The sequence below is a fragment of the Wolbachia endosymbiont of Atemnus politus genome (assembly GCF_013309895.1).
Genome location: NZ_JAAXCS010000006.1, coordinates 1 through 24,396 on the forward strand (window position 1 = coordinate 1; position 24,396 = coordinate 24,396).

Consider the following 24,396-nt stretch of genomic DNA (forward strand, 5'->3'; position numbering starts at 1 on the left):
TATATAAATGAATACACCAAATTTATATTCTAACTAATAACTATTTTTAAATATATTCCTTAATTTTTATTTTTCTTATTTCACTTTTAATTCTTCCCCCTGGTCAAATTCAATCATTTCTTTCAAATTTATTTCCGTTGCATGCACCCACGAACCCTTTGTATCATATTTGAAATCTCTTAGCTAAACTACTCATTGATAAAGAGGCACCGCCTCGAAATATTTGTTATTTTGTGTTTTTAAATAAACCATTCTAAGTTTTTGGCGGCCTATAACTTTTATTTCTTTGATAAATTACCTAATTTGCCATGAAGTAATTTAAAATAAAATCAGAAAAAACATGCCCCTTATAGAAATTCGCAATTGAAATAGGCGTTAATAAAATTGCATTGGCAAAAATAGTTGGTATTACACCAGAAAATTAATCTTTAATGGGATATAAGTAAAATCGTCATTATGTAATTTTTTAAACTGCTTTTTAGGATATTGATTTTTAGGATAAATGATTTTCCTATAGAAGACTCTACAAAAATAACCAAAAGCAATAATGAGAAAAACACCACTAAAATAAAAAGGATAATAACCGTTTTTATTCAATGTTAACAGGGATGAAAAAGCACTATGTAGCTCTGATATTATGCCTGTAAAAATGATCAATGAGATGCCATTACCTATGCCACTGGCGCTGATTTGCTCGCCAAGCCCTATTAGAAATAGCGTTCCACCTAAAAGACTAAAGGCTCCTACTGTACGAAACATAAGACCAGGTTTAATCACAACTAATGCTCCTTCCCTATTCATTTTTTCTAATTCGATTAAAATAGGAATTTATCGAAACACACAAAATACTATAGTCATAAAACGTATGTAAGAATTCATCTTTCGACGTCCTAATTCGCCATCATTTTTAACTTCATTAATCCCTTTGATGGCAGAATATAATAACCGCATAGCTATAGATGCAATTATATATGGCATAACACTCAGTGCTAAGATTGTCATTCTAGCTAATGCACCACCAGAAAATAAATTAAGTACCCCAAAAACACCAGAACATTCTTTAGGGATATATATCGTTAATTATATCGAGATTAATTCCAGGAATAGGCACATAAGTGCCTAAACGATAACAAATTAAAGCGATTAGCGTAAAAAAAATATACGCTTCAATAAATCCCCTTTATACAATAACGCAGGACCAAAACTACTAAATGCGGACTTGCTGCTCATTATCTATGATAGTATTTCCACACTACCACCAGCTGAAGCTACAGATTTTTTGCAGCTTTTGACGCAAAATCAACATGCAATACACATTTCTCGCTTAGCTTGCCTTTATTAAGAAGCTTGACTTTATTCTTGGCAGATTTTATAAAGCCCCGCTTATACATAGCATCTTTTTATCTATAATAGAGCCTTTTACTACTTTCTTAGCCTCTATTAAACGCTGCACATCACCAATATTAATTATTGAGCATATATTTCTACGTATAGGATTAAAACCTATTTTAGGTAAACGAGTATATATAGATTGTTGTCCACCTTCAAATCCATTTATAGAAACACCACTTCTAGACTTTTGCCCTTTATGCCCCCTACCAGACGTTTTGCCTTTACCACAACCAATACCCCTACCTAGTAATTTAGGTTTCTTTTTATTCGACAACTTAGTAAATATAGAGTTTAACTTTATAGCACTATTCATATTTCACCTATTTCCAACTACCTCACTAATCTTTTTGCCTCGTTTACTCGCAACTTGACGAGGAGATAACATATTACCAAAAGCACTAAACACTGCACATATAACGTTATGAGGATTATTAGACCTCGTAGACTTAGCTACTACGTCTTTTATGCCTAGCACCTCAAAAACTGACCTAATCGCCCCACCAGCAATAATACCTGTACCAGCTCTAGCTGCTCTTAAAACTGTCTCACCAGAGCAAAACTTAGCTTTAATGTCATGATGCAAAGTTCTACCTTCACGCAGATACACTCTAATCATTGATCTTTTAGCAGCATCCACAGCTTTTATCCTTGTTTCAGCAACCTCTGAGTGTTTGCCCATTCCGCATCCTACCCTACTCCTACCGTCTCCAACAACAACCAAAATTGAAAATGAAAATCTTCTACCACCCATGGTAACTGTCGTTACTCTTCGTACCGAAACTAAAAGCTCTGATAAATCATTATTATTTTTATATACTTTACAGCCATACTCAAAACTTTCTAAAATTTAAACCCAGAACTTCTTAAAACCTCAGCAAATTGAGAAACCAACCCCATGTATTTATATGCCCCACGGTCAAACACCAACTCTTGTTCCAATTTCATATCAGATAGACGCTCAACCATTAAAGAAGAAACCTGTTTTATAGCTTCAATGTTGATCCTACCTTTACATACATCCTTAATTTTAGCATCCAAAGTAGAAGCAGAAACGAGAGTTATTCCTTTCTCGTCGTTGATCAGCTGAGCAAAAAAAATGCCTATTAGATTTAAATATGGATATACGTAAACGCTTTTTACCATCATTATTGAGCTTTTTTCTATTATGTAACTTCCTTTTTTCAAAATTACTTAAAAAATTATATAACCTTCTCATCTTCATTACTTCTTTTTACTCACAACCTTACGCAACATAAATTTGCCTTTCATTACAATACCCTTACCTTTATAAGGGTCATATTTTCTAATTTTGCATATATCAGATGCTACCTTATAGACTTTTTGCTTGTCTACACTACTAACCACTAAGTGAGTTGGTTTTACACACTTAATTTCAACATCTTTAGGCACATATACTTAACATTATGGCTATAACAAAGGTATAAAGTTAAATATTTACCATCACACACTGTTTTATATCCGATACCTTTAATCTCAAGATCAACAGAGAAATCATTGACAATATCATTAAAAATATTGTTAATATTACTCCTAGAAGTGCCCCACATAGGCTTTATTTCATCATAATTATCTTTGCCTTGATCAACAGACAGCACTTGTTGATTATCAATAATATGGCACACGATATCGCTACATAGCCTAAGCTCCCTTTATGCTTTAGCACTTTTTATTAACATACTACCATCACTATATTCAACTGAAATACCAACAGGAATACTGATAGGTGCAGCACCTATACGAGACATAAACTTCTCCTATTACTTAAAATACACAACACAAAATTTCTCCACCAACCTTCAACTCACGTGCATTGTAGTCAGTCATTACACCTTTGGACGTAGATATAATAAAAATACCAAGTCCATTATATGCTTTAGCAATGTCTTTGTTTCATGTGTTTTAGAGTAACGACGACAACCAGATTTTGATATTCTAACTATATCACTAATTACAGGTGTCTTCTCATAATACTTCAATTTTACAACAAAAAACGGTACATTACCTACAACTTCTTTTCGATAATCAAGGATATACCCTTCATCTTTCAAGATCTTCAATATAGAAGAATTCACTTGAGAAAATCTTTGTTGTCCTATGCATTGCTAATTGACCATTACGTATCCTTGTTAAAAACTCACCAATACTATCAGATAACGCCACAATATACTCCTTGTACTATATTCACCTACTAGATTTAATAACCCCTGGAACTTTTCCAAAAGCACATAAATCACGCAAAACAATTCTACATAAACCAAACTTTCTATATACTCCTCTTGGTCTACCAGTCAAAGCACACCTATTCCTAATTCTGACTTTAGAAGAATCCCTTGGCAACTCTTTAATTAATTTATTTTGAGCTGAAAATCTCTCGCTAATAGGTATACCCTTATTCTTTATTATAGATTTTAATTTTTCTCTTTTCCCTCCATACTGATCGCATAACCTTTTCCTACGAAGATTTCTTTGTATCATAGATTTTTTTCCATATACTTTTTCTCTCAATTAATCAAAAAAAGGGAATTTAAAAGCTAGTAATAATTCCTTTGCTTCTTTATTACTAATTGCTGTTGTTGTTGTTGCACACCTAATTTTACTTATTTTATCATAATCTACTTCTAAAAATGAGATATGCTCCTTTATACCAAAAGAGAAATTACCATTTCCATGAAATTGCTTTACACTAAACTCTCTAAAGTCTTTTTCCATTGGAAAGCAACATATATCAATCTTTCTAAAAACTCATACATTTTATCCCTACGCAAAGTTACTTTACAACCCACTATAGCACCATTTCTGATCTTGAAGCCAGAAATAGATTTTTTGCAGAAGTTAATACAGGCTTTTGCCCTGCAATTGAATGTAGATCTTACTATCTGCAGCAGCATCTCCAACACCCATATTAACACACACTTTGACAAGTTTAGGTACTTGCATTATGTTGCTGTAGTTAAACTTATCCTTCAAGGATTTTACTATGCTATCCCTATACAATTCTTTAAACATATCAACCTAGTCTATTACTTCCCCAGAAAATTTTGCAAAACGTACTTTTTTACCATCTATAACTTGAAACCCTACTCTAGTCGGAGCTTTATACTTTGGGTCTAATATTGCAATGTTAGATATATCAATAGCTAATTCTTTATCTAATATACCACCACTACTGCCAGCTCTCGGCTTAGTATGTTTCTTGCGCACATTTACTCCAGAAACAATTGTTTTTTTTTTAGTATCACATGCCATAACTTTAATTACTTTACCAACCTTTCCTCTATCTCTACCAATTAAAATTATAAAGTCATCACCACTTCTTATTTTTGCACTCATTATAAAACCTCAACAGCCAATGACATTATCTTCATAAAAAAACCAGAGGGCAACTTCTTTACCGGTCCAAATACCCGAGTACCAAGGGGTTCACCTTGATTATTCACCAAAATTACAGCATTGCTAGAAAAACGAATTATAGCGTTATCAGACTTCCTAATACGATTTTTCACTCCAACAACAACTGCTCTATATGCTTTTCCCTTTTCAACCTTCCCTTTCGGGTTGATGGATTTAGTAGAAACAATAATTGTATCACCTATAGATGCATATTTTCTGCCACCTAACAAGCCAATACAAAGTACTTCACGTGCACCAGAATTATCAGTTACTTCTAATAATGTATTTTTTTGAATCATATAAATCCTTATTCAACGTGAACAACAACCCATTTTTTAGCAGCAGAAATAGGCTTGTGTTCTTGTATAAAAACTCTATCTCCTTTTTTTGCAACCATTATTTTCATCATGTGCTGTGTACTTTTTGTTAATTTTTTATAACTTTTTTATACAATTTATCCTTATATACCTGCAACACTGAAACCTTCACAGTTTTATTACACTTAGCTTTAGTTACAATACCACAAAAAACTCTCTTAGGCATTCCCTTCCTCTATTCTTCTTTCATTTAATACAGTCAAAATACGAGCTATATTCTTTCTTATCAAGCCAAAACGTGAAAAATTACTGCATTGCCCTATTTTTTTTGAAAAACCAATATATATATATATATATATATAATTTGGTTTTTCAAAAAAAACAAACTATTTCCTAAAATTTTCAAGAATCTCATGCAATTCCTGTGAGGATTTTGATTTAACATCAGCTATATCCATCGCGACTCCATTTAAACTATGATTTGATATAAATTTACATTTTACAGGAAGCTTAGTAATTGCTTTCTCAAGTGCCAATCTTGCCAAATGCATGGGAATATCATTACTAATTTCAAACAACACCCTACCAGGTTTAGCCTTAAATACCCAAAATTCAACAATACCTTTTCCTTTACCCATCCGCACATCCGCTGGTTTTTTACTAACAGGAGTATCAGGAAAAATTCTTATCCATACTTTACCAGAACGTTTCAACGTTCTAGATATCACACGCTTCACAGTTTCAATATGCTTAGACTGAATCCTACCTGCCCCTATAGCTTTTAAGCCATAATCTCCAAAATATAGTACGCTACCACCTTTTGTATTACCCTTAACTCGCCCTTTAAACACTTTTCTATATTTACTCTTTCTAGGGACAAACACTTCAATACACCTTAATTAACAATATAAACTCAAACTTTAACTCCTATAATGCCATATATAGTCTTTGCTTCACTAAAAGCATAATCTATATTAGCACGTAAAGTGTGTAAAGGCAACCGACCTTCTTTATACCATTCAGTACGAGCTATCTCAGCTCCACCGAGACGTCCAGAATAACTTACCTTAATACCCCCCCCCCCCCCCCTCCCATTCTTAAACAACTTTGAATAGCTTTTTTCATTGCTCTTCTGAATGAAACCCGTTTTTCCAACTGTTGTACTATACTGCTTGATATTAAAGTTGCATCTATTTCAGGCCTCTTTATTCCTACCACATTAACTTCCACACTATTCTTTACTTTTTCAGCTATCTTTTGTTTTACCTTTTCAATATCTGAGCCTTTCTTATCTATTATTACTCCAGGTCTAGAAGAGTGTTTTGTTACAGACACTAAAACAACTTTACGCTCTATAATTATTTTGGAAAGACCAGCATGTTTAAAAGACTCATTTATGTAACTGCGAATAGATAAATCCTAATGCAACTTCTATTTGTAATCATTATTAGCATACCAAACAGAATCCCAGGTATAAGTATTTATTTTTAACCTAAAACTTATAGGATTAACCTTTTGCCCCATATTTTACGCTTTCCTCACTAATTTTATACTTTTGCAAATCATACAATTTCCTCTAACTTTATAGTTATGTTGCTATAATGCTTTCTAACTCTGTTAGCCTTACCCATAGCTTTTGGATATACTCTACGTAAAGTAAAAGACTTGCCCACCAAAATTTCCTTTATATATAGATTGTCGATATCCAATCCATAATTATATTGAGCATTAGCAATTGCAGAATTTAATACATTTCCTATAAGACCAGCAGCCTTCTTTTCACAAAACCTCAACTGCACAGTAGCAAAAGAAACTTTTTTATTTTTTTAATATATTTTTTTAAGCTTAATTTCCCGACAAAGGTGGTCCTAAGACCCGAACCGGCGCCTACGGCTGCCCGATCTCCATTTACGGCCAGGGCCGATTTTGATTTTCCATCCCGATATTTATCTTAGCGATTGAGGAAAACCCTGGAAGACCTCAATCAGGATGGCCGTGGAAGGCAAGCCCTCCACTACCGCTCTCCATGGCAAACCACAGAATAAATAAACTGCGGCTGACGGGGATCGAACCCGGGACGTTTGCGCCACGAGCCAGACACTTACCCGCTGCACCATGGAGGCGAGAAACCTTTTTATTGCGTACTAAATTAGCAACAAAATCTGCTTACGAGGAGTTGATTTCAAAACTTTAGAACTAGCCCACTGCACACTTTCTTTTCATACTAACTACCTTCTTGCCGCCTTTTTATCACCACTATGGCCAGTAAACTTACGAGTAGGTGAAATTCATCAGACTTATGACCTATCATATTCTGATCATCAATATTAACAGGAATATAATCTTTACCATTATAAACAGCAAATTTTAAACCTAAACAATTAGGAAGAATTACAGAAGCCCTAGAATGAATTTTTATCACCATATTAATAGAACCCTTCTTTAAAGTTCTGTTCACCAATTTTAGCACAGAAGGATGACAAAAAGGCGGCTTCCACACAGATCTACTCATTAAACTAACCTTTAAACCGTTTTATATATTTATTACAAATTTTTTTTCTTTTCCGAGTTTTCTTCCCTTTTGCCGCAACACCCCAAGGAGTAACAAACAGGATGACGTTCACCAGAAGTCTTTCCTTCTCCCCCTCCATGAGGATGATCTACCGGTTTCATAGCAACTCCACGAACAGTAGGCCTAACTCCTAACCACCTATTCCTTCCGACTTTAGCCAATTTTCTATTTTTACGATCAGGCTTAGACACTACACCGATAGTAGCCTTACAGGAAGATAAAATCAACCTAACTTGATCAGACCTTAACCGTAATAAAACATAATCACCGTCACAACCAACAATTTGCGCATAACAACCAGCAGCCCGGGCAATTGCACCACCACTATTCGGCTTCAGCTCAACACCATGAACAAAAGAACCAACAGGTATATGCTTCAACGATAAATAATTACCTGGCAATATATCAGCACCATTTCCTGACATCACAATATCACCAGGTTTTAAGTTTTGCGGCGCTAGTATATAAGACTTAGTATTATCGCCCTTATACGATATCAATGCTAGAAACCCACTCCTATTTGGATCATATTCTATTTTTTTCAACTATGCCTTGATCACTTCTATTACGTTTAAAATCTATAATTCTATACTTTTTTTTTATGACCACCACCCTTATGGCGAGTTGTAACTCTACCGCGATTATTTCTTCCACCATTTTACCAAATACAAGAGATTTTTCTGGCTTATCTTTTGATAAACCAGCCTTACTTACAAATACAGTTCCACGAGAAGACGGGTGACAGAATTAAGAAATTTTATACCCATATTAAACACTCATTATATCTAATTTTTGACCATCTACTAAAGAAAAATAAACCTTATTTTTTCGTTTTTTATAAACAACCACACCTCTAAAGCGACTACGCTTTGATTTGATTCTAAAAACATTTATAGAGGAAACTTTAACATTAAATAGAGACTCGATTGTCAACTTTATTTTATGCTTATTTACATTTAAGAAAACATACAAAGAATATTTATTAAACTTCTCTCTCAGAAAATAGGCTTTTTCCGTAACTATAGGATATTTTATTATATTATTTTATTTAATCTTAACAATCTACCTTCAAGATGTTTTAAAGCATCACTCGTCAACATTATGCATTCATGATTTAATATATCAAAGACATTTAATCCAATAGGCTTAATTAAGTTCACATGATACAGATTCTTAGTAGCACGCGTCAAATCATCTCCATAATTACCAACTATCAAAAAGGAATAAAATTCAAAATTTTTAATATACTTACATATTTCAGACGTTTTCTTCACATCAACATTTAAATTATCAAGAACGACCACTTGATTATTAGAATATTTTAGAGATAAAGCAATTTTTAAACCAAGTTTGCGTACTTTTTTTATTTAGAGAATAGGTATGACTCCTAACAACAGGACCAAAAATAACTCCACCACCCCTAAATTGAGAAGACCGTAAGCTCCCCTGCCTTGCCCTACTAGTGCGTTTTTGACTATAAGGCTTAGCCGTTGTACCAGAGACGTCACTGATGCCTTTTGTTTTATGGACACCAGTCCTTCTTTTTGCTAATTGCCATCTAACTATATCATGCAAAATACTCAAGTTTCTCTTAACATAAAATATCAAAGGTTTAAGCTGAGTAACACCCACATTACCACTAGATATTAACTAATGTACATTCCATAACTAACTTACCAAACCTCTAGCATTACCATCACTTACGTCCAACAGCAGACCTACTGGAAAAGGAACATCTTTATGCAAAGGCTTTTTAACTGCATCCCTAACAAAAATGTAAGAATTTCTAAATCCAGGAATATTATTACCTTTCACAGCAATTATACTATTTTTATAATCAATAGTTAATACCCTCATATTCTGCACAGTCACTCTGCTACTACCCAAATGACCAGCCATTTTTCTACCTTTAAATACTCTACCAGGATCCTGACATTGACCAGTAGAACCTTGCGACCTATGAGCAATAGAAGCACCATGAGATGCTCTGAGCCCACTGAAATTATACCGCTTCATTACACCAATAAACCCTTTGCCTACAGAATAACCCGTAATATCAAGATATTGACAACCACAAAATGGTTAACGCCTACTTTTTAACCACACTCTATTCCTGAGAGAACACTCAATCTACTCTCATATAATTTACACCTACTACTTATTCCTCTCTTCTTCAAATATTCCAATTGAGGCTTCGCAGCATTTTTAAAATCCCCACTACCAAAACTAACTGAATTGCAACCATACGTTTTTTTTTATCTTGCTCTTTTACATCAATAACGTAAGTTTCGTTGAGTACAATCAAGTTACAGCCACACGACCATCATTAGAGTATATAGCAACATTTTTCATTAATAAACCAATTCTTTTCAGCGAATTTGTCCTCTTCATTTTTTTCTCCTAAACATTAACCTTCTTGATTTTTTTAATCAACTTCTACTCCAGGAAGAGGAGATGGAAAAGATGAACTCCCAAGCATCTGCATTATAGTAGGAGTAGGATTATATAAAACAATCAAACACTTAAAAGTTCTCCGTTCAAATTGCTCGCGAGATTTTTTATAAACGTGAGGAGACCTATTAACGTTAAATTTAAAATTCCTCTTTGGCAAATCAACCGGACCTGACAGCCCTGCACCAGAATGCTTTAAGTTATCCTTAAACTCACGTACAAACTTTCTAATATATTCCTCTAATCTTGAACAATCAAAAGCTTCTATCATAATGTGTATCTCTTTCTTCATATCAATTACCACATTTTCTCCAAAATTTCGGAAGCAAAACCAGAATCAACAGTTCTACCACCTTCTCTTATTGCAAAATGTAATCCCTTATCCATCGCTATCGATGTCTGCAATTCCACTTCTACACTTACATTATCACCTGGCATTACCATATCCTTCCCCTCCGGCAATTTTATACTTCCTGTTACATCTGTTGTAGTTCTTATATAAAACTGTGACTGGTAATTCGCAAAAAATGGCGTATGCCTCCCCCCCTCTTCTTTCTTTAATATGTAGACTTCAGCCTTGAATTTTTTGTGCGGCGTTATTGTTCCTGGTTTTGCTAATACCTGACCTCTCTCTACTTCTTCTCTCTTTGTTCCCCTAAGCAATATTCCTACATTGAGTCCTGCTCTACCCTTATACAGCAACTTCTTAAACATCTCAACACCAGTACATATCGTCTTTTGCGTCGCTCTCAGACCTACTATCTCTATCTCATCACCTGGCTTTGCCTCCCCATCTCTATTCTTCCTGTTACCACTGAACCACGCCCCGATATCGAAAATACATCCTCTATCGGCATTAAAAATGGTTAATCCACAGGCCTTTTTGGATCTGGTACATATTCATCTAATGCTTTCATCAATTTATCTATTGACTTTTTTCTATATTCACCATCTTCATCTCCTTCCAATGCTTTCAATGCTGAACCCACAACAAATGACACTTCATCTCCAGGAAAGCCATACGTAGGTAACAATTCTCTAACTTCTATCTCTATCAAACCTATCATATCGTGATCAGCAACATCAGCTTTATTTATATATACAACAATATACTTAACACCTATTTCCTTTGCGAGTAATATATGCTCTCTTGTTTGCGGCATCGATCCGTCAACTCCAGACACTACCAATATTGCCGCATCCTTCTGTGCTGATTCTACTATCATGTTTTTTACATAGTCAGCGTGCCAAGGACAATCAACATGTGCATAATGTCTCTTTTCTGTCTGATAGACATGATTCAACATGCGCTGTTGCTATCGTTATTCCTCTTTTCCTCTCTTCCGGTGCTTCATCTATTTGATCGTACGCTACATAACTCCCATAATACTTCGTCGCCGCCACCGTTAATGTCGTTTTTCCATGGTCTACATGCCCAATTGTTCCTTCATTCAAATGCGGCTTGCCAAATGCTTCTACTATTTGTGTCATAACCATTACCTCTAATTATACTTTAACCCATCAACTACATACTGTGGCACCTGCTCATAACAAGAAAAATGCATACTATATTGAGCTCTTCCTTGAGATATAGAACGCAAGACATATATATAACCATACTTGCAAGAGTTACTGAAGCAAGGATTATAGCACTATTTTATTGCGTGTCTCCATACTCGAAACTTGCCCTCTTCTACTATTTACATCACCTATAATATCATCCATGTATTCTTCAGGTGTAATAATTTCAACTTTCATTATGGGTTCTAACATCTTTGGACCAGCTTTATTTGCCATCTCTTTAAAAGCACCTTTAGCAGCTAGTTCAAAAGCTAAAGGACTTGAATCAACTTCATGGAAGGCACCATCAATAAGAGTAGCCTTGAAATCAATAACCGGAAAGCCAGAGATCACCCCCCTTCTTTTATCAACTCCAAGCCATTTTGCACACCAGGAATATATTCTTTTGGAATTGCACCACCTACAATCTTACTTTCAAATTGAAATCCAGAACCAGGTTCAAGAGGTTCAAACAAAATCTTTACTTTAGCAAACTGACCAGCCCCACCTGATTGTTTTTTTTGTGGGTGTAATCAATTTCAACGGATTTAGTAATAGTCTCACGATACGCAACTTGAGGCGCACCAACATTAACATCAACATTAAAATTCACGTTTTACTCTACATGTAAAAATTTCAAGATGCAGTTTACCCATACCTTTCAATATAGTTTGACACTTTCTGCATTTACTGACATTCTCAAAGAAGGATCTTCCGCAACTAATCTATTTAAAGCAACGCCTACTTTTTCCTGTTCCGAAGTAGTTTTAGGCTCCACAGCAATTTCAATAACAGGTTCAGGAAATTCCATAAGTTCTAATAGTATAGGAAAATCATGTGAGCATAAAGTGTCACCAGTAACTGGTTTTTTTTTAATCCCACTAAAGCAACTATATTTCCGACTTTAGCCTCATTTATATCCTCTCTGTTATTTGCCTGCATAAGCAGCATTCTACCAATTCCTTCAGTCTCATTTTTCCCGCGTTCAACACAATAGATTTAGACTTCAACCTACCAGAATAAATACGAACAAACGTTAAGCTGCCCACAAATTTATCTGTCATCACTTTAAATGCAAGAGCAACAAATTTTACTTGCTCTGAAGGCTTAATCACAACTTTCTTTTCCAAATCTTTAGGATCAATTCCAACAATTTCATCAACATCAATAGGAGAAGGCAAGAAATCAATTATACTGTCTAAAAGTGGTTGTACGCCTTTATTTTTAAACGCTGATCCACATAACACTGGAACAAATGTTCCTTTAATAGTTCCACTTCTCACACATCTTTTCAGCAAATCTACTGACAGTCGTTAGATTCAAAATAAGTATTCATTGCTTCATCATCCATTCCAGCCGCAGCGTCTAACAAAAGATTTCGGTACTCTTGAGCCTTCTCAAGCAAATCAGAAGGAATACCTTCATAGAAAAATTTAGCATCTAACGTCTCTTCCTCCCATTCAATCGCCTTCATAGAGATAAGATCTACTATGCCCCTAAAATCTTTCTCACTTCCTATTGGCAGTTGGCCACCAAAGGCACCGCCCAAAGCTTACTTTTAATCATATCAACACATCGATAAAAATTGCCCGCTATTCTATCCATTTTGTTGACAAAACAGATACGAGGGACATTATACTTATCAGCTTGACGCCAAACTGTCTCAGATTGTGTAATAATTTTATGTGTATTTCATGTGGATCTATAACTTACCATAAAAACTGTTAAGAAGTTATTAGTAATATTTCAAAATACAGATAGTAATTTATTACATATATTTACATTTTTTGAGGAAATCAAATTAACATTTTATAATGCGTGTTGCATCCTAAAGAAGCTACAGTTATACCATCTTGTAAACAAAGTAGTGATGATAAGAACTTTGAGTTCAAATTCCTTCAGATTGAGGTTCAGCCCCCGCAACTCCACCAAATACAGCAACCGCACCATCTAAAACTCTTAAAGATCTTTCAACCTCGACAGTAAAGACAAGGTGCCCAGGAGTGTCTATTATATTGACTCTATGACATTCCAAAAACAAGTTGTTGCAGCAGATGTGATTGTAATACCACGTTCTTTTTCCTGCTCCATCCAATCCATAGAAGCTGCACCATCATGCACTTCACCAATTCTATTTTGGTATTTTGCCAGTATAAAATAAAATACGCTTTGTTGTGATAGTTTTACCAGCATCTACTATGAGCCATTATACCTATATTTCTGTATTTAGATATATTAATTTTCACATCACCATCAATTAGCCAATATCAAAAACGAAGATGAGAAAAAGCTTTATTAGCTTCGGTCATCTTATATTTTTCTTCACACATCTTAAATGCACCACCACGCTTATTATAAGCATCTATTATTTTTTTCTATTATTTCGGCTTTAGCAATCCACCTTAATGCTAAAGAAGTTGCTCTATCTTTTCTCACTTCAACCGGCACTTGATAAGTTGCACCACCAACACGACGAGAATGCACTTCTATAGAAGGTGTAACATTTTCTACCGCTGTTTCAAAAATCGATATTCCACTTTCTCTCTCTCTCTCTCTCATCTATTTTTTCTCAGCTAAAGATAAAGCACCGCAGTGGATTGTTTTAACACATCATAATCACATTAATGAAACGCATTAACAAAACACTACCGTACATGAATCAGGACTTATCTCTCTCCTTCTTGCTTTATTCCGACGGGCCATAAACTTTAACTAGTTTTCTTTACACCATATTTTGAGCGAGCTTTCTTTCGATTTTGCACACCACGCAGACCCGGTAAATCCTTAACACGCCCACCACGTATCAAAACGACAGAGTGCTCTTGTAAATTATGGCCTTCACCAGATATATAAGCTGTCACCTCACCATACTTACTAACTCTTACTCTAGCTACCTTACGTAATGCTGAGTTGGGTTTCCAAGGAGTCGTTGTATACACTTTAGTGCAAACACCCCTCCTCTGAGGAATACTTCCCCCCAAAGCAGGCGCCTTTTTCTTACAGGACAATTTTAACCTGCCCTTATGTACTAACTGATTTATCGTAGGCATATATTAAAATCTCAAGCTCATAAAAATAACTTAAGTTCCAGTTATAAAATAATAAACCCCAATAGTCAATATAAAAATAAACATTATTATTCTAATAATTTAGCTCAACTCCTATGATTGTTACCTAATGAAAATTCTAGGAAATCTTTTAAAACCTAGATGACATTTGCTTGGTGAAAGCACGAGAAACCTATCAGACTTAGACCTCTTGATAGCATTTCCTGAGCTTGAGAACACAATTTTTTTCTGTACTGATTTCACTACCATAAAATATATATGGTCAATACGATTAATCGCTCTAAATGAGATTGAAAGATGAAGGTATCCTTATAGCTACCTAAAAGTACGGTGATAAAAACTTAATTCTTTCTTTGTTTACCAAAAATCAAGAAAAGAGCAGGGGATTAACTAGGCTAACAAATGCTAGCAACTATACGTTTCAAATAAGCAATCTATTACACACAGAATGGAGCGCCAAGCTACCAGAATATCTAGGATTTTTTAAGTGCGAATTGATCGAATCGCCATCCCATTATTTCTTTCAGGACAGGTTAAAAAGCATCGCTATTGTTGCTTTATCTTCAATATTAGAGAAAGTGCTTCCAGAAAGCGAATCTTGCGCTGTACTGTATGATAATTATTGATATTTCATCGATGTAATTAAGCACGATAATTGGCAAGGTCATTACCTCAACTTAGAGCTTTTGCTTCTTACATAACTTGGTTTAAGTTAGACCTGTCCAAGTGTGCTGTAACAGGCACTCAGGAAGATTTACAATTTATTTCTTCAAAAACCGGCAGAGCGGTATCAATAAAGCAGGAGATTATTACGCAGATAAATTACTACCTTTTCCACAAATGTTGCATGACGTATATAATAACACCTTGCAAAACAGCTACTCATATCAAGAATTTCAGCTAAACCTGCAAGTCACAGGGTATTTCTTAAATTAGCATCTATTATCGAAGTTAAATATAAAATTTCCAGAGCCAAGAAAACTCATGATTTCGCTTTTATAGACTTCTTGCATTTTTGGCAGAAGGTAAAAACGAAAAATTCCTTGACAACCCCCACCAATTTCATTATAATAACAATGAAGCTAATTATTTTTCTTCTCTGTACAGATTAAATGACAAAAAAATTTAGTATATCTGGCGTCTCATGTTTAATTTTTTGCATTCTCATGTCTTTTACATTGTTGTCTACATTAACGACTAGTGCTGTGAATTGCGCCTATTTGGGCGCTTAAAAAGATTAAAAAACGTCAACTGATAAAATGATAGTGAATAACTAGCTGCCAAAGGTTTCTTTTGTCTTTTTTTCTCTTTAGTAAATTTCTTAACGTTTATAATTGAGACTTCAAAAGCTACTGAGTCACGGTTATTAGACGTTTAGAATAAGAGAACGCCATGTTTGAAAGTTAAATGTAAATAACTAGCGACCCACGGGGATTCTTTGCCTTTTTCTTCATTTGTTAAATTTCTTAAATTTTATAGCTAAAACAATTCAAAAGAGATGTCATTTCAGCACTTGATCCAACCTTTATTATTTGGTTAAAATTAAGTTTCCTGGATCCCAGTAAGCATGATTGCAGGGTTAAATAAAAAATTACCCCGTTAAACTTTGAAGAACATTGTAACAAGAACGTCTTTGAAGCTTTACTCCAAATTTAACAAACTGTAATTCTCGATAATGCTGCATTCAAATCATAATGTTCGTGCAAACAGGTTGCTTAAATCCGTATTATTATTTAGTATATAAAACATGACTATTAAAAAGCTTAATCTACATTTAGTATCAGATTCAAGTAGTGAAACTGTTATATCAGTTACAAAATCAGCTCTAGAGCACTTTCATTCTGTGGAAACAATTGAGTATGTTTGGTCTTTTGTGATAGAAGATGAACAAATTGATAAAATTTTGGAGGAAGTCAATAGAAAAAGTGATGAACACCACTTCGTTATATGCACCATTACTGATGATGAGCTAAGAAAGTACCTAAAAGATAACTGTATAAAATTGAAAATTCCCTATAGAACAATATTATCACATATTATTAGAGAAATTTCTTCCTATCTTGAAATTGAAAAAGACGAAAAACTCGACTTACATACTGAAATAAATAATGAATATTTTCAGCGCATTGACGCAATAAATTACACTATTAATCATGATGACGGACAAAATATTCAAGATATCGATAAAGCAGATATAATCTTGATTATAGTTTCACGTACATCAAAATCTCCTACCAGTATGTATTTAGCTTATCGGAGCTATAGGGCTGCAAATCTTCCTTTTGTTAGTGAGGTACCCTTCTATGTTGACTTGACAAAGTTAAGGAATAAACTGACAATAGGACTAACAATAGATGCAATTAGGCTGGCGGAAATACGCAAAAATAGACTTACTTCAATTAACAACGAAAATAATAATGTATATGCCGATCCCAAGAAAGTAGAAAAGGAAATTAAAAAAGCAGAGGAACGTTTTAAGCTAAACAATTTTCCAATTATTGATGTCACGCAAAAGTCGATTGAGTAAGTATCAGCAACGATTATAGAATATTTTAATAGAATGTGAGAAATTTATCAATTGACTAACTCTTTTTAAGTAACCATAATATAAAGTAATTTGGTTCTCGTTATAGGTATGAAAGTTAAAGGCTCACTAAAGTCCCATCGCAGCAGAGATAAAAACTGTAAAGTTGTGAGAAGGGGTGGTAAGGTTTATGTTATAAATAAAGTAAAGCCAAAGTGTAAAACTCGCCAGGGCGCTTAAGTTTTGAGACATAAGGGGGAGTTACGGTAGTGGTTTATTTCGAATATAAGTGCTTAGTCTCCCATAAATGGTGTAGCTGGGGTATTTAGTCTTTTGTTCAGCTTTTCATGTTATATGTTTTTTAATTTCTTATATGTGAAAGTATGGTGGTTGAGTCTAGGAAGAAGAAAAAGTTACTGTGTTTAAACATAGCTTTGCTTATTTTTTCTCTTACACTATATTTCAGCATTAACACAATCACAGGTAAACGTGGCTTATTAGTATTAATGGACTTAAAAAAAGAGATTGAGTACAATAAATCTTTGCTAAAGAATATATCTTTTGAAAGGGAAAAGTTGAGTAATAAAGTATTTGGCTTATATGAAAAAAGCTTAGATTTGGATCTGCTTGAACAAGCAAAAAATCCTTTGGGTTATGTGAGTCCTAAAGAGGTAATGGTTGTTCTTGATTCGTTATAGCAACATCTTTAACAAAAAAAAAACTGCTATAATCCAGGTGCAAGTATTATAAACGAGATGAAAGTGAAAAATATCTTATTAGCACTCTTAATTCAGGCTATGTTTGGGTTGTCATCATTTGCGGCTGATCTTATTTTGCTTAACTGTATTGAAACTCCAGAGATTTATGACCTTGATGTAAGACCAAAAAGCTTTAACTCCTCAAATAATTTAATAAGGAAATAATTTAAGAAGGAAACCTGGCTCTCCAGGTAGTGCAATAGGAGAATTCATAAATATAGTGGGTAGAATTACTGATGTAAACTGTTTTTGCCAATACAAAATGCTGCGGTTTCTATATAGCACGCAAATTCACACGGCGTGAATCAATATGATGAAAATGTGGAGAATGATAAACTTGATCCGAATTTTGCCGGGTCAGGAAGGTTTATAGTGAATAACCTTGGCTATTATAACTTTATTTCAATAGCACCTGTTAAAATTAGCGATAGAGCTCCACACATCAACTTTTTGGTTCAGCATCCAGATTTTCCAGAATTTACAACACAAATGTTTTTTACTGACCATAATTGCGACAACTGTGCTGATTCTGCTCTTGGAAATTTTATTGATAACGGGTTTGCAAGCCTTCTGATAGCACCATTTACTTATAATGATCGAGCCATTAAGACCTAAACATTTAATATTACTTTAGGTGGGTATAACAAGTTTTCTAGTAAAAGTTAAAACCCTTGCACATCAGGGAGTTCATAGTAGTCTTAAGCGCTATTGTACTTAAAATGTATATGAAAAACATCTTACTAATGTTTTTACTATATTTTAAGTACAGTTTACAATTGTTTGTAATGGTGATGTCAACGATGAAGATAACAATTTCTAAGGCTTTACCTGGTTTTGAAACGCTTGTAGTAGGTTTGTTTGAAAATGATGAATTTATAAGTAACGTTAAGGTTTTACAAGATAAGCAAATTATAGATAACATCAAAAGATTTAATGATTTCAATAGAGGTTTTGGTGAATTTTTTTCCATTACTTCATCAGAGGGAAAGAATGTTGTAGTTGCTGGGCTTGGCAAGAGAGATGAAAACAAAGAATTAAATATTGGCGGAGAAATATATTGCGAACTAAGCATATTAAAAATCAAGCGAGCGGCAATTTCAATCGAAGGCAATGCAGCAAATGTTGCATACGGCGCATTTCTGTGTAGTTTTAAGTTTGATAAGTATAAAACCAAAAAGGATGAAAAAGTTACAGAAGTAGAGGAGATTACAGTGCTAGCGAAATATGAGCAATTCAGTAGTGCTGAAAAATCATTTGAGAGTTTAAGACAGGAAGGTGAAGGCATATTTCTTGCACACACACACACACACACATGTGCTCTTACTACTGAACAACATAATGTTTTATATCCAGAATCCTATGCTGATTATATAAAAACCGAAATCACTAAGCTTGGCCTTGAAATCGAAGTGCTTGGTAAGAAGCAGATGGAAGAGAAAAAAAATGGGAGCATTGCTTGGGGTAGCACAAGGGAGTAGTAAAGAGTCAAAATTAGTAGTGATCAAATGGAATGGAGCTTCCAAGGAACAAAAGTCTGTAGCTTTTGTGGGTGAAGGTATAACGTTTGATACTGGAGGAGTGTCACTCAAGCCTTCGCGTGGCATGGAGTCAATGAAATATGACATGGCAGGTTCTGCTACTGTGGTTGGGGTGATGCGTACTCTAGCGGGACGAAAGGCGCAAGTAAATGCGGTCGGCGTGGTTGCACTTGCAGAAAATGCAGTGGACGGTAATGCTCAAAGACCAAGTGATGTAGTAACTTCGATGTCTGGGCAGACAATAGAGGTATTAAACACCGATGCAGAAGGAAGGCTCATACTTGCAGATGCCTTGTGGTATACGCAGGACAGATTCTCACCTAAGTTAATGGTTGATCTTGCAACTTTAACTGGTGCTATAGTGGTTGCACTTGGAAATAATGAATATGCAGGTCTTTTTTCCAATAATGATGAATTAGCAAATCGTCTTATCGATGTAGGAAATGAAGTAAACGAGAAGTTGTGGCGTTTTCCTATGAATGAGACTTACATAAAATTATCGATTCGCCGATTTCCGATGTTGAAAACATCGCTTCTGCAGGCTCTGGAGGAGATAGCATAATGACCGCACAAATTTTACAGTGTTTTTTAAATGAAACTTGCTGGGCACATTTAGACATTGCAGGCACGGCTTGGCATGAAAAAGGCACTGATATTTCTCCAAGAGGGGCAGTAGGTTTTGGCGTAAGATTTGCTCAATAAATTGGTTGAGAAGTACTGCGAATAGGTTTTAGTTGTTGATGGGATTTTTGTTAGGAAATAACGCTCCATATACCTATATTAATATTCACTAGAGTTAGGCTAGTTATCGATAGTGAGAACTGGTATAACGTCTCTATACATCTGGTGAGTTTATGAATAACCTGAAATAATTTCGCATTAACTTAAGGAGTTATTATAACGTTTGTTCAATTACTTAATAGAGAATTAGATGATTTGCATTTATTGAAACATCAGTTTTATCAATCATGGAATGAGGGAAATTTGAGTCTTGAAGATCTACAAGTTTATGCAACGGAAAAATATCATCACGTTGCTGAATTTCCTCGTTATATCAGTGGTATACATTTCTTGTGCCTAAATCTGAAAGCATGACAAGTTTTACTTGGTAATTTAATAGAAGAAGAGAAAGGTGATGAGAATCATCCAGAGTTATGGCAACGTTTCGCTGAAGGGATTAGCGTTACGCGATCTGATCTTCGTGGAGAGGCACAGATTAAGGAGACACAAGAATTAGTTGACGGCTACTTTGACATTGTGATATCAGGCTTTGCAATGAGAATTGGTGCTTTGTACGCCTACGAACGTCAAACTCCAGAGGTTTCTAAGTCTAAAATTGAAAGTCTGAAAAAGCACTATTCAATAGACGATGAGCGCTCTCTCCAATTTTTTACTGTTCACATGGATGCTGATGAATGGCACTCTGAGGAGTGTGCAAACCTTATTGCAGATTTAAATGAAGAAGACCAAGGGAAATTATGCAAGGTGCTAAAAAGGAGCAAAGCTTTTATTGAGTTTTCTTGATGGAATGATGATGCAAGCTGTTAGAGGTTGTATATCAAGAAAGGGGGAAGAAACTTCTTTTGAATAACTTAGTGGGCTTCGGAAAAATTGTAAGCTAGAGAATAAGTATTGGAGTTAAATACAAAACCATTGTGTAGCCTTCTTATCCATGATTTACGGCTTTGTGTTCATTTAGGATATAGCGCAGAAGAGAAATTTTATCCTCAATTAGTGAGTATTAATGTTGATTTTACCTTTAAGTCTCCTCCTGTAGGGATTATAACTGATCGACTTGAAGATACTATCTGCTATCTAGAAGTAGTGCAGAATATTAAATCTCTTGCTCAAAGCAAGCAATTCAATTTAATCGAGCATTTAACTCATGACATATACAGAACCATTAGTAACCATTTGATGCAGAAATAGCATATTATTTCTTTTATAAGAGTAACTACTCACAAAGTTGCGCCGCGCGTTCCCGATGTGCATGGAGGTGTCATCTTTACTTATTGTAATGCACTGCAAGAACAGGAAGATAACTGATGATTTACATTTCTATAGGCTCAAATTTGGGAAATCATCTTTCTAATTTACAAAAGGCTGTAGAATTACTAAAAAAGCGCTATTTTAAAGATTTAAAATCTTCAATTGTTCTGGAAACTCAGGCTATTTTACCAAGTGATTCTCCACCTGAGTGGGATAAACCATTTCTCAACATGGTTGTGTATGGAAGTTGTGCTGTTTCTCCTGAAGAGTTATTAAAATGCCTTAAACAAATTGAATGTGACATCGGCTGTTCACGAGTTCATGAGAAATGGGCACCTCGCGTTATTGATTTGGATATTTTGTTATGGGATGATCTAACACTCGATACACCCTATCTTAGGACTCCTCACACAGAATTGTTCAACAGACCATTTTTGCTTCACTTAATGGCAATGCCTATGGCGATGGTTAACGAGGCGTTTAGTACTATTGCTAACATTTAAGATTGCTTTTCAAAGAGTTTTACGCTTTCACCAAAGCTTATGGGTATCAATATTACTCCTGATTCATTTTCAGATGGTGGTCTTTACTATGATGTGGATCAAGCAACTAAGCAGGCATTGCAACTGATATCAGATGGTGCAAGTATAGTTGATCTTGGTGCTTAATCAACAAGACCTGGATCTTCGATACAAACCCCAAAGTAAGAATATGCACGTTTAAAACCAGTACTTGATAATCTTAGTCATTATATGGAAGCTGGTGATATTAAAGTCAGCATTGATAGTTTCTGGCCAGATGTTATTTTGAATGTTTTAGAACACTACAACATTGCCTGGGTAAATGATCAAAAAGGAGCTCTAGATAATTATACCTTAAAAGCAATTGCTAGCAGTGGGTGCAGTATCTTTATTATGCATTCACTTTCGATACCACTACGTAAGGATCACACTATTCCGCATGACACTGACCCAATTGATATCCTAAATAATTGGGAAGAGAAGAGCATTAACAAATTACTAGCTCAAGGTTTTGATGAAAGTTCAATAATTATTGATCCTGGAATTGGTTTTGGAAAATCTATGTACCAAAATATCCAGATTTTACGCAGTATGGAAACTTTACAAAATTTTGGCTGTAAGGTTTTAGTTGGCCATTCTAGAAAGTCATTTATTTCTTATTTTTCCACAGAGCCTATTCCTGACCGAGATTTAGAAACAATTGCTACATCAGCTATACTACAAAATAAGATTGATTTCCTCCGAGTGCATAATATGAGGGATCACATGCAATTTTTTGTAACTCAAGCTGCCTTAAAAGGATGAAGATTATTGGAATTATGGCTCAGGGAGTGATTGGAACAAATAATAGTCTGCCCTGGCATTATCCAAGTGAGTTTAAACATTTTTATCAAGTGACTGACAAACAAGTTATTGTTATGGGAAGAAAGACATTTGAAACGATGCCTCAAAGCATATTAAAGAATTGTATTCCTATTGCTTTCTCTCGTAACAAGTTAAATTCTTGTTTTAATAAAAGTCTAGAATGTACTATCGTTTCTTCTATGCAAGAATTTCTGTCGATTCAAAGACGTTCTCAAGTCTTTGTGATTGGTGGAGCGCAGATTGTGGATCTTTTTGTAGAGCATAACCTAATTTCAGAGTTTATTATGACTGAAATTCACAAACCTTATAAGAGTGATAATATTTCAACTTAACACTTCTTGATGGGTGGAATAAAACTACTCTTACCAAAACGCAAAATTATACTATATGTAGGTTAATACGTAATAAAGGTGAAAAAGAAATCGTGAAGCTCATTAGATTTCTTAACTGTAAATTATAAGCAATATAGACATACTGTAATTGCAGTTGAATGAGGGAGTCCATTGTTTTGGCACGAAGTAACAAATTAAGTAGAATAAGTTCTTCAAAAATAATTTAAACTTTTAAAGTAGGAATAGGTGGTGTCAGCATTTATTTCAGCAAGATGAAAAAATGATAACAATACTATAGCCATAACTTTATTATCTTTTGTTCACATTGCTGGCATTTACCTTTGGTTAAAATAAATGTCGACACTACCTAGGCTCTGTGAACAAAATTTTAGAGAAACCATATAAGAGCCCCGACAAAATTTTAAAAAACCCATAAAAACCTCAACTGTTTTACCGAATCTGGCAAAAATGCGGCTAAAATTTTTAATTTTACTGAAAAACACCCAATCATTGGATTTTCAATGACTTCACAAGATATTGACGCATATGAGGAAGTGGTTTCTTCATATCAGAAGGGATTAGAAAGAATTGAAAGTGCCTGCAATTTTGAACCATAGAAGAAGAAAAGACTTAAAGTTACTTTTGAGGTTGCTTTCACAGACAAAAAATCAGATACTGTAAAGCAAATAAGAAATATTCTGTTTTGAAAACACCCCTGCCTTTGATGCAAAAAAGCAGAGGTGACAATTTTAACCGCGGAACCTATTTGCCAGTTCCTTCACATTAATTTTAGATACCTCTGATAAAGATTCTTGTTTATGTGAAGCATCAGGTCTAACGCCTTTTTTGTCGTTACCTTTGGTAATAGAACACACTACAGTATCAACCTTTATATGCTTAATACTTGGATCCGATTGAATCCATGCTTTCTCTCGACTTTAGGCTCAATTCTCCTACCATCGCGTGTGACCATACACCTCTCTAGATTAAGGTCACGTTTACCAGGATCAGTATACCCATCTATATCGCTACATAAGAATGGACGAACTTTAAATCTGTCTGAACATTTACCTTCAAATAACATATCGTCAACAGTTGC

The 24,396-nt window shown here is 34.7% G+C and carries 17 protein-coding genes and 24 pseudogenes; 14 read left to right on the top strand and 27 right to left on the bottom strand.

Annotated elements, in window-relative coordinates; genetic code table 11:
- Positions 1 to 408: 408 nt before the first annotated feature.
- Positions 409 to 1,002, bottom strand: a pseudogene (locus HET73_RS07675) (hypothetical protein).
- On the opposite strand from HET73_RS07675, the gene HET73_RS07680 reads away from it, so the two are divergent.
- Positions 929 to 1,123 (top strand): hypothetical protein, encoded by a 195-nt coding sequence (locus HET73_RS07680; RefSeq protein ID WP_246209658.1) that lies wholly within the window; start codon positions 929 to 931, stop codon positions 1,121 to 1,123. The pseudogene HET73_RS07675 and the gene HET73_RS07680 overlap by 74 nt on opposite strands.
- Before the next feature lie 110 nt (positions 1,124 to 1,233).
- On the opposite strand, the pseudogene rplO reads toward HET73_RS07680, so the two are convergent.
- From rplO to rpsL, 25 genes and pseudogenes are all read right to left on the bottom strand, one after another.
- Positions 1,234 to 1,705 (bottom strand): annotated as a pseudogene (gene rplO, locus HET73_RS00780) (50S ribosomal protein L15).
- A 3-nt stretch (positions 1,706 to 1,708) separates the two neighbouring features.
- On the bottom strand, positions 1,709 to 2,239 hold the full coding sequence (rpsE, locus tag HET73_RS00785; protein WP_174133124.1) for a 30S ribosomal protein S5: 531 nt from the start codon (positions 2,237 to 2,239) through the stop codon (positions 1,709 to 1,711).
- A pseudogene (gene rplR / locus HET73_RS00790) lies at positions 2,233 to 2,608 on the bottom strand (50S ribosomal protein L18). Before rplR ends, rpsE begins: the two are co-directional and overlap by 7 nt.
- Positions 2,609 to 2,613: 5 nt before the next feature.
- Positions 2,614 to 3,038, bottom strand: a pseudogene (gene rplF, locus HET73_RS09275) (50S ribosomal protein L6).
- Between the two features lie 136 nt (positions 3,039 to 3,174).
- Positions 3,175 to 3,573, bottom strand: a pseudogene (gene rpsH / locus HET73_RS00800) (30S ribosomal protein S8).
- Between the two features lie 21 nt (positions 3,574 to 3,594).
- Positions 3,595 to 3,888, bottom strand: a complete 294-nt coding sequence (rpsN, locus tag HET73_RS00805; protein ID WP_174133121.1) for a 30S ribosomal protein S14 — start codon at positions 3,886 to 3,888, stop codon at positions 3,595 to 3,597.
- Positions 3,889 to 3,918: 30 nt separating this feature from the next.
- Positions 3,919 to 4,419: pseudogene (rplE, locus tag HET73_RS00810) on the bottom strand (50S ribosomal protein L5).
- Between the two features lie 6 nt (positions 4,420 to 4,425).
- The gene (gene rplX, locus HET73_RS00815) at positions 4,426 to 4,743 is read right to left on the bottom strand and encodes a 50S ribosomal protein L24 (RefSeq protein ID WP_174133122.1); all 318 of its coding nucleotides are present in this window, start codon (positions 4,741 to 4,743) and stop codon (positions 4,426 to 4,428) included.
- Positions 4,743 to 5,102, bottom strand: coding sequence for a 50S ribosomal protein L14 (gene rplN, locus HET73_RS00820; RefSeq protein ID WP_174133123.1), 360 nt, complete (start codon positions 5,100 to 5,102; stop codon positions 4,743 to 4,745). Before rplN ends, rplX begins: the two co-directional genes overlap by 1 nt.
- An 8-nt stretch (positions 5,103 to 5,110) precedes the next feature.
- Positions 5,111 to 5,346: pseudogene (gene rpsQ, locus HET73_RS00825) on the bottom strand (30S ribosomal protein S17).
- Positions 5,339 to 5,578, bottom strand: a pseudogene (gene rpmC, locus HET73_RS00830) (50S ribosomal protein L29). Before rpmC ends, rpsQ begins: the two co-directional pseudogenes overlap by 8 nt.
- Positions 5,579 to 5,593: 15 nt before the next feature.
- Positions 5,594 to 6,004: pseudogene (gene rplP, locus HET73_RS00835) on the bottom strand (50S ribosomal protein L16); the annotation flags it as partial.
- Positions 6,005 to 6,033: 29 nt separating this feature from the next.
- Positions 6,034 to 6,644 (bottom strand): annotated as a pseudogene (gene rpsC, locus HET73_RS00840) (30S ribosomal protein S3).
- 38 nt (positions 6,645 to 6,682) lie between these two features.
- Positions 6,683 to 7,038, bottom strand: a pseudogene (rplV, locus tag HET73_RS00845) (50S ribosomal protein L22).
- A 310-nt stretch (positions 7,039 to 7,348) separates the two neighbouring features.
- Positions 7,349 to 7,632, bottom strand: a pseudogene (gene rpsS, locus HET73_RS00850) (30S ribosomal protein S19).
- A 4-nt stretch (positions 7,633 to 7,636) separates the two neighbouring features.
- Positions 7,637 to 8,459: pseudogene (rplB, locus tag HET73_RS00855) on the bottom strand (50S ribosomal protein L2).
- 1 nt (position 8,460) lies between these two features.
- Positions 8,461 to 8,730 (bottom strand): 50S ribosomal protein L23, encoded by a 270-nt coding sequence (locus HET73_RS00860; protein ID WP_343033057.1) that lies wholly within the window; start codon positions 8,728 to 8,730, stop codon positions 8,461 to 8,463.
- Positions 8,727 to 9,358, bottom strand: a pseudogene (gene rplD / locus HET73_RS00865) (50S ribosomal protein L4). Before rplD ends, HET73_RS00860 begins: the two are co-directional and overlap by 4 nt.
- Positions 9,359 to 9,360: 2 nt before the next feature.
- Positions 9,361 to 10,083 (bottom strand): annotated as a pseudogene (rplC, locus tag HET73_RS00870) (50S ribosomal protein L3).
- 34 nt (positions 10,084 to 10,117) lie between these two features.
- Positions 10,118 to 10,435, bottom strand: a complete 318-nt coding sequence (rpsJ, locus tag HET73_RS00875; RefSeq protein ID WP_174133885.1) for a 30S ribosomal protein S10 — start codon at positions 10,433 to 10,435, stop codon at positions 10,118 to 10,120.
- Positions 10,436 to 10,440: 5 nt separating this feature from the next.
- Positions 10,441 to 11,634, bottom strand: a pseudogene (gene tuf / locus HET73_RS00880) (elongation factor Tu).
- 11 nt (positions 11,635 to 11,645) lie between these two features.
- Positions 11,646 to 13,374, bottom strand: a pseudogene (gene fusA, locus HET73_RS00885) (elongation factor G); the annotation flags it as partial.
- Positions 13,375 to 13,609: 235 nt separating this feature from the next.
- Positions 13,610 to 13,910 (bottom strand): annotated as a pseudogene (locus HET73_RS00890) (GTP-binding protein); the annotation flags it as partial.
- A 60-nt stretch (positions 13,911 to 13,970) separates the two neighbouring features.
- A pseudogene (locus tag HET73_RS00895) lies at positions 13,971 to 14,406 on the bottom strand (uS7 family ribosomal protein).
- Between the two features lie 5 nt (positions 14,407 to 14,411).
- Entirely contained in the window at positions 14,412 to 14,753 is a 342-nt protein-coding gene (gene rpsL / locus HET73_RS00900; RefSeq protein WP_174133513.1) for a 30S ribosomal protein S12, read from the bottom strand.
- Positions 14,754 to 15,115: 362 nt separating this feature from the next.
- Between rpsL and recO the strand changes: the two are divergent.
- The 13 genes and pseudogenes from recO to HET73_RS00950 all read left to right on the top strand — a co-directional run bounded on the left by recO (position 15,116) and on the right by HET73_RS00950 (position 23,425).
- Positions 15,116 to 15,773, top strand: a pseudogene (gene recO, locus HET73_RS09280) (DNA repair protein RecO).
- Positions 15,774 to 16,518: 745 nt separating this feature from the next.
- Positions 16,519 to 17,298: a pyruvate, water dikinase regulatory protein gene (locus tag HET73_RS00910; protein WP_174133886.1), complete on the top strand. Its 780-nt coding sequence runs from the start codon at positions 16,519 to 16,521 to the stop codon at positions 17,296 to 17,298.
- A 108-nt stretch (positions 17,299 to 17,406) separates the two neighbouring features.
- Positions 17,407 to 17,535: a type B 50S ribosomal protein L36 gene (ykgO, locus tag HET73_RS00915; RefSeq protein ID WP_174133426.1), complete on the top strand. Its 129-nt coding sequence runs from the start codon at positions 17,407 to 17,409 to the stop codon at positions 17,533 to 17,535.
- 143 nt (positions 17,536 to 17,678) lie between these two features.
- Positions 17,679 to 17,993, top strand: a complete 315-nt coding sequence (locus tag HET73_RS00920; RefSeq protein ID WP_218939288.1) for a septum formation initiator family protein — start codon at positions 17,679 to 17,681, stop codon at positions 17,991 to 17,993.
- Between the two features lie 57 nt (positions 17,994 to 18,050).
- Positions 18,051 to 18,218, top strand: a complete 168-nt coding sequence (locus HET73_RS10040) for a hypothetical protein (protein WP_246209638.1) — start codon at positions 18,051 to 18,053, stop codon at positions 18,216 to 18,218.
- 156 nt (positions 18,219 to 18,374) lie between these two features.
- Complete coding sequence (locus HET73_RS10045; protein WP_246209641.1) at positions 18,375 to 18,668, top strand: peptidase associated/transthyretin-like domain-containing protein; 294 nt, start codon at positions 18,375 to 18,377, stop codon at positions 18,666 to 18,668.
- 128 nt (positions 18,669 to 18,796) lie between these two features.
- Positions 18,797 to 20,318: pseudogene (locus HET73_RS00930) on the top strand (leucyl aminopeptidase).
- A 257-nt stretch (positions 20,319 to 20,575) separates the two neighbouring features.
- Positions 20,576 to 20,686: a hypothetical protein gene (locus HET73_RS09765; protein WP_246209644.1), complete on the top strand. Its 111-nt coding sequence runs from the start codon at positions 20,576 to 20,578 to the stop codon at positions 20,684 to 20,686.
- A gap of 21 nt (positions 20,687 to 20,707) precedes the next feature.
- The gene (locus tag HET73_RS09770; protein ID WP_410543536.1) at positions 20,708 to 21,115 is read left to right on the top strand and encodes an iron-containing redox enzyme family protein; all 408 of its coding nucleotides are present in this window, start codon (positions 20,708 to 20,710) and stop codon (positions 21,113 to 21,115) included.
- Positions 21,116 to 21,244: 129 nt separating this feature from the next.
- Positions 21,245 to 21,520 carry a dihydroneopterin aldolase gene (locus tag HET73_RS00940; protein WP_246209647.1) on the top strand — a complete coding sequence of 92 codons (276 nt, stop codon included), beginning with the start codon at positions 21,245 to 21,247 and terminating at the stop codon, positions 21,518 to 21,520.
- 116 nt (positions 21,521 to 21,636) lie between these two features.
- Entirely contained in the window at positions 21,637 to 22,083 is a 447-nt protein-coding gene (gene folK / locus HET73_RS07720; RefSeq protein WP_246209649.1) for a 2-amino-4-hydroxy-6-hydroxymethyldihydropteridine diphosphokinase, read from the top strand.
- A gap of 39 nt (positions 22,084 to 22,122) precedes the next feature.
- Positions 22,123 to 22,905, top strand: a pseudogene (gene folP, locus HET73_RS07725) (dihydropteroate synthase).
- A pseudogene (locus tag HET73_RS00950) lies at positions 22,902 to 23,425 on the top strand (dihydrofolate reductase). The pseudogenes folP and HET73_RS00950 overlap by 4 nt, the downstream one beginning before the upstream one ends.
- Positions 23,426 to 24,186: 761 nt before the next feature.
- Here the strand turns inward: HET73_RS00950 and HET73_RS07735 are convergent.
- Positions 24,187 to 24,396, bottom strand: a pseudogene (locus HET73_RS07735) (hypothetical protein); the annotation flags it as partial.

What these genes read in the sequence shown, in the direction of transcription:
- HET73_RS07680 (WP_246209658.1), top strand. Translation starts at nt 929, where the DNA reads ATGGCAGAATATAATAACCGCATAGCTATAGATGCAATTATATATGGC.
- rpsN (WP_174133121.1), bottom strand. Translation starts at nt 3,888, where the DNA reads ATGATACAAAGAAATCTTCGTAGGAAAAGGTTATGCGATCAGTATGGA.
- rplX (WP_174133122.1), bottom strand. Translation starts at nt 4,743, where the DNA reads ATGAGTGCAAAAATAAGAAGTGGTGATGACTTTATAATTTTAATTGGT.
- rplN (WP_174133123.1), bottom strand. Translation starts at nt 5,102, where the DNA reads ATGATTCAAAAAAATACATTATTAGAAGTAACTGATAATTCTGGTGCA.
- rpsJ (WP_174133885.1), bottom strand. Translation starts at nt 10,435, where the DNA reads ATGAAGAAAGAGATACACATTATGATAGAAGCTTTTGATTGTTCAAGA.
- rpsL (WP_174133513.1), bottom strand. Translation starts at nt 14,753, where the DNA reads ATGCCTACGATAAATCAGTTAGTACATAAGGGCAGGTTAAAATTGTCC.
- HET73_RS00910 (WP_174133886.1), top strand. Translation starts at nt 16,519, where the DNA reads ATGACTATTAAAAAGCTTAATCTACATTTAGTATCAGATTCAAGTAGT.
- ykgO (WP_174133426.1), top strand. Translation starts at nt 17,407, where the DNA reads ATGAAAGTTAAAGGCTCACTAAAGTCCCATCGCAGCAGAGATAAAAAC.
- HET73_RS00920 (WP_218939288.1), top strand. Translation starts at nt 17,679, where the DNA reads ATGGTGGTTGAGTCTAGGAAGAAGAAAAAGTTACTGTGTTTAAACATA.
- HET73_RS10040 (WP_246209638.1), top strand. Translation starts at nt 18,051, where the DNA reads ATGAAAGTGAAAAATATCTTATTAGCACTCTTAATTCAGGCTATGTTT.
- folK (WP_246209649.1), top strand. Translation starts at nt 21,637, where the DNA reads ATGATTTACATTTCTATAGGCTCAAATTTGGGAAATCATCTTTCTAAT.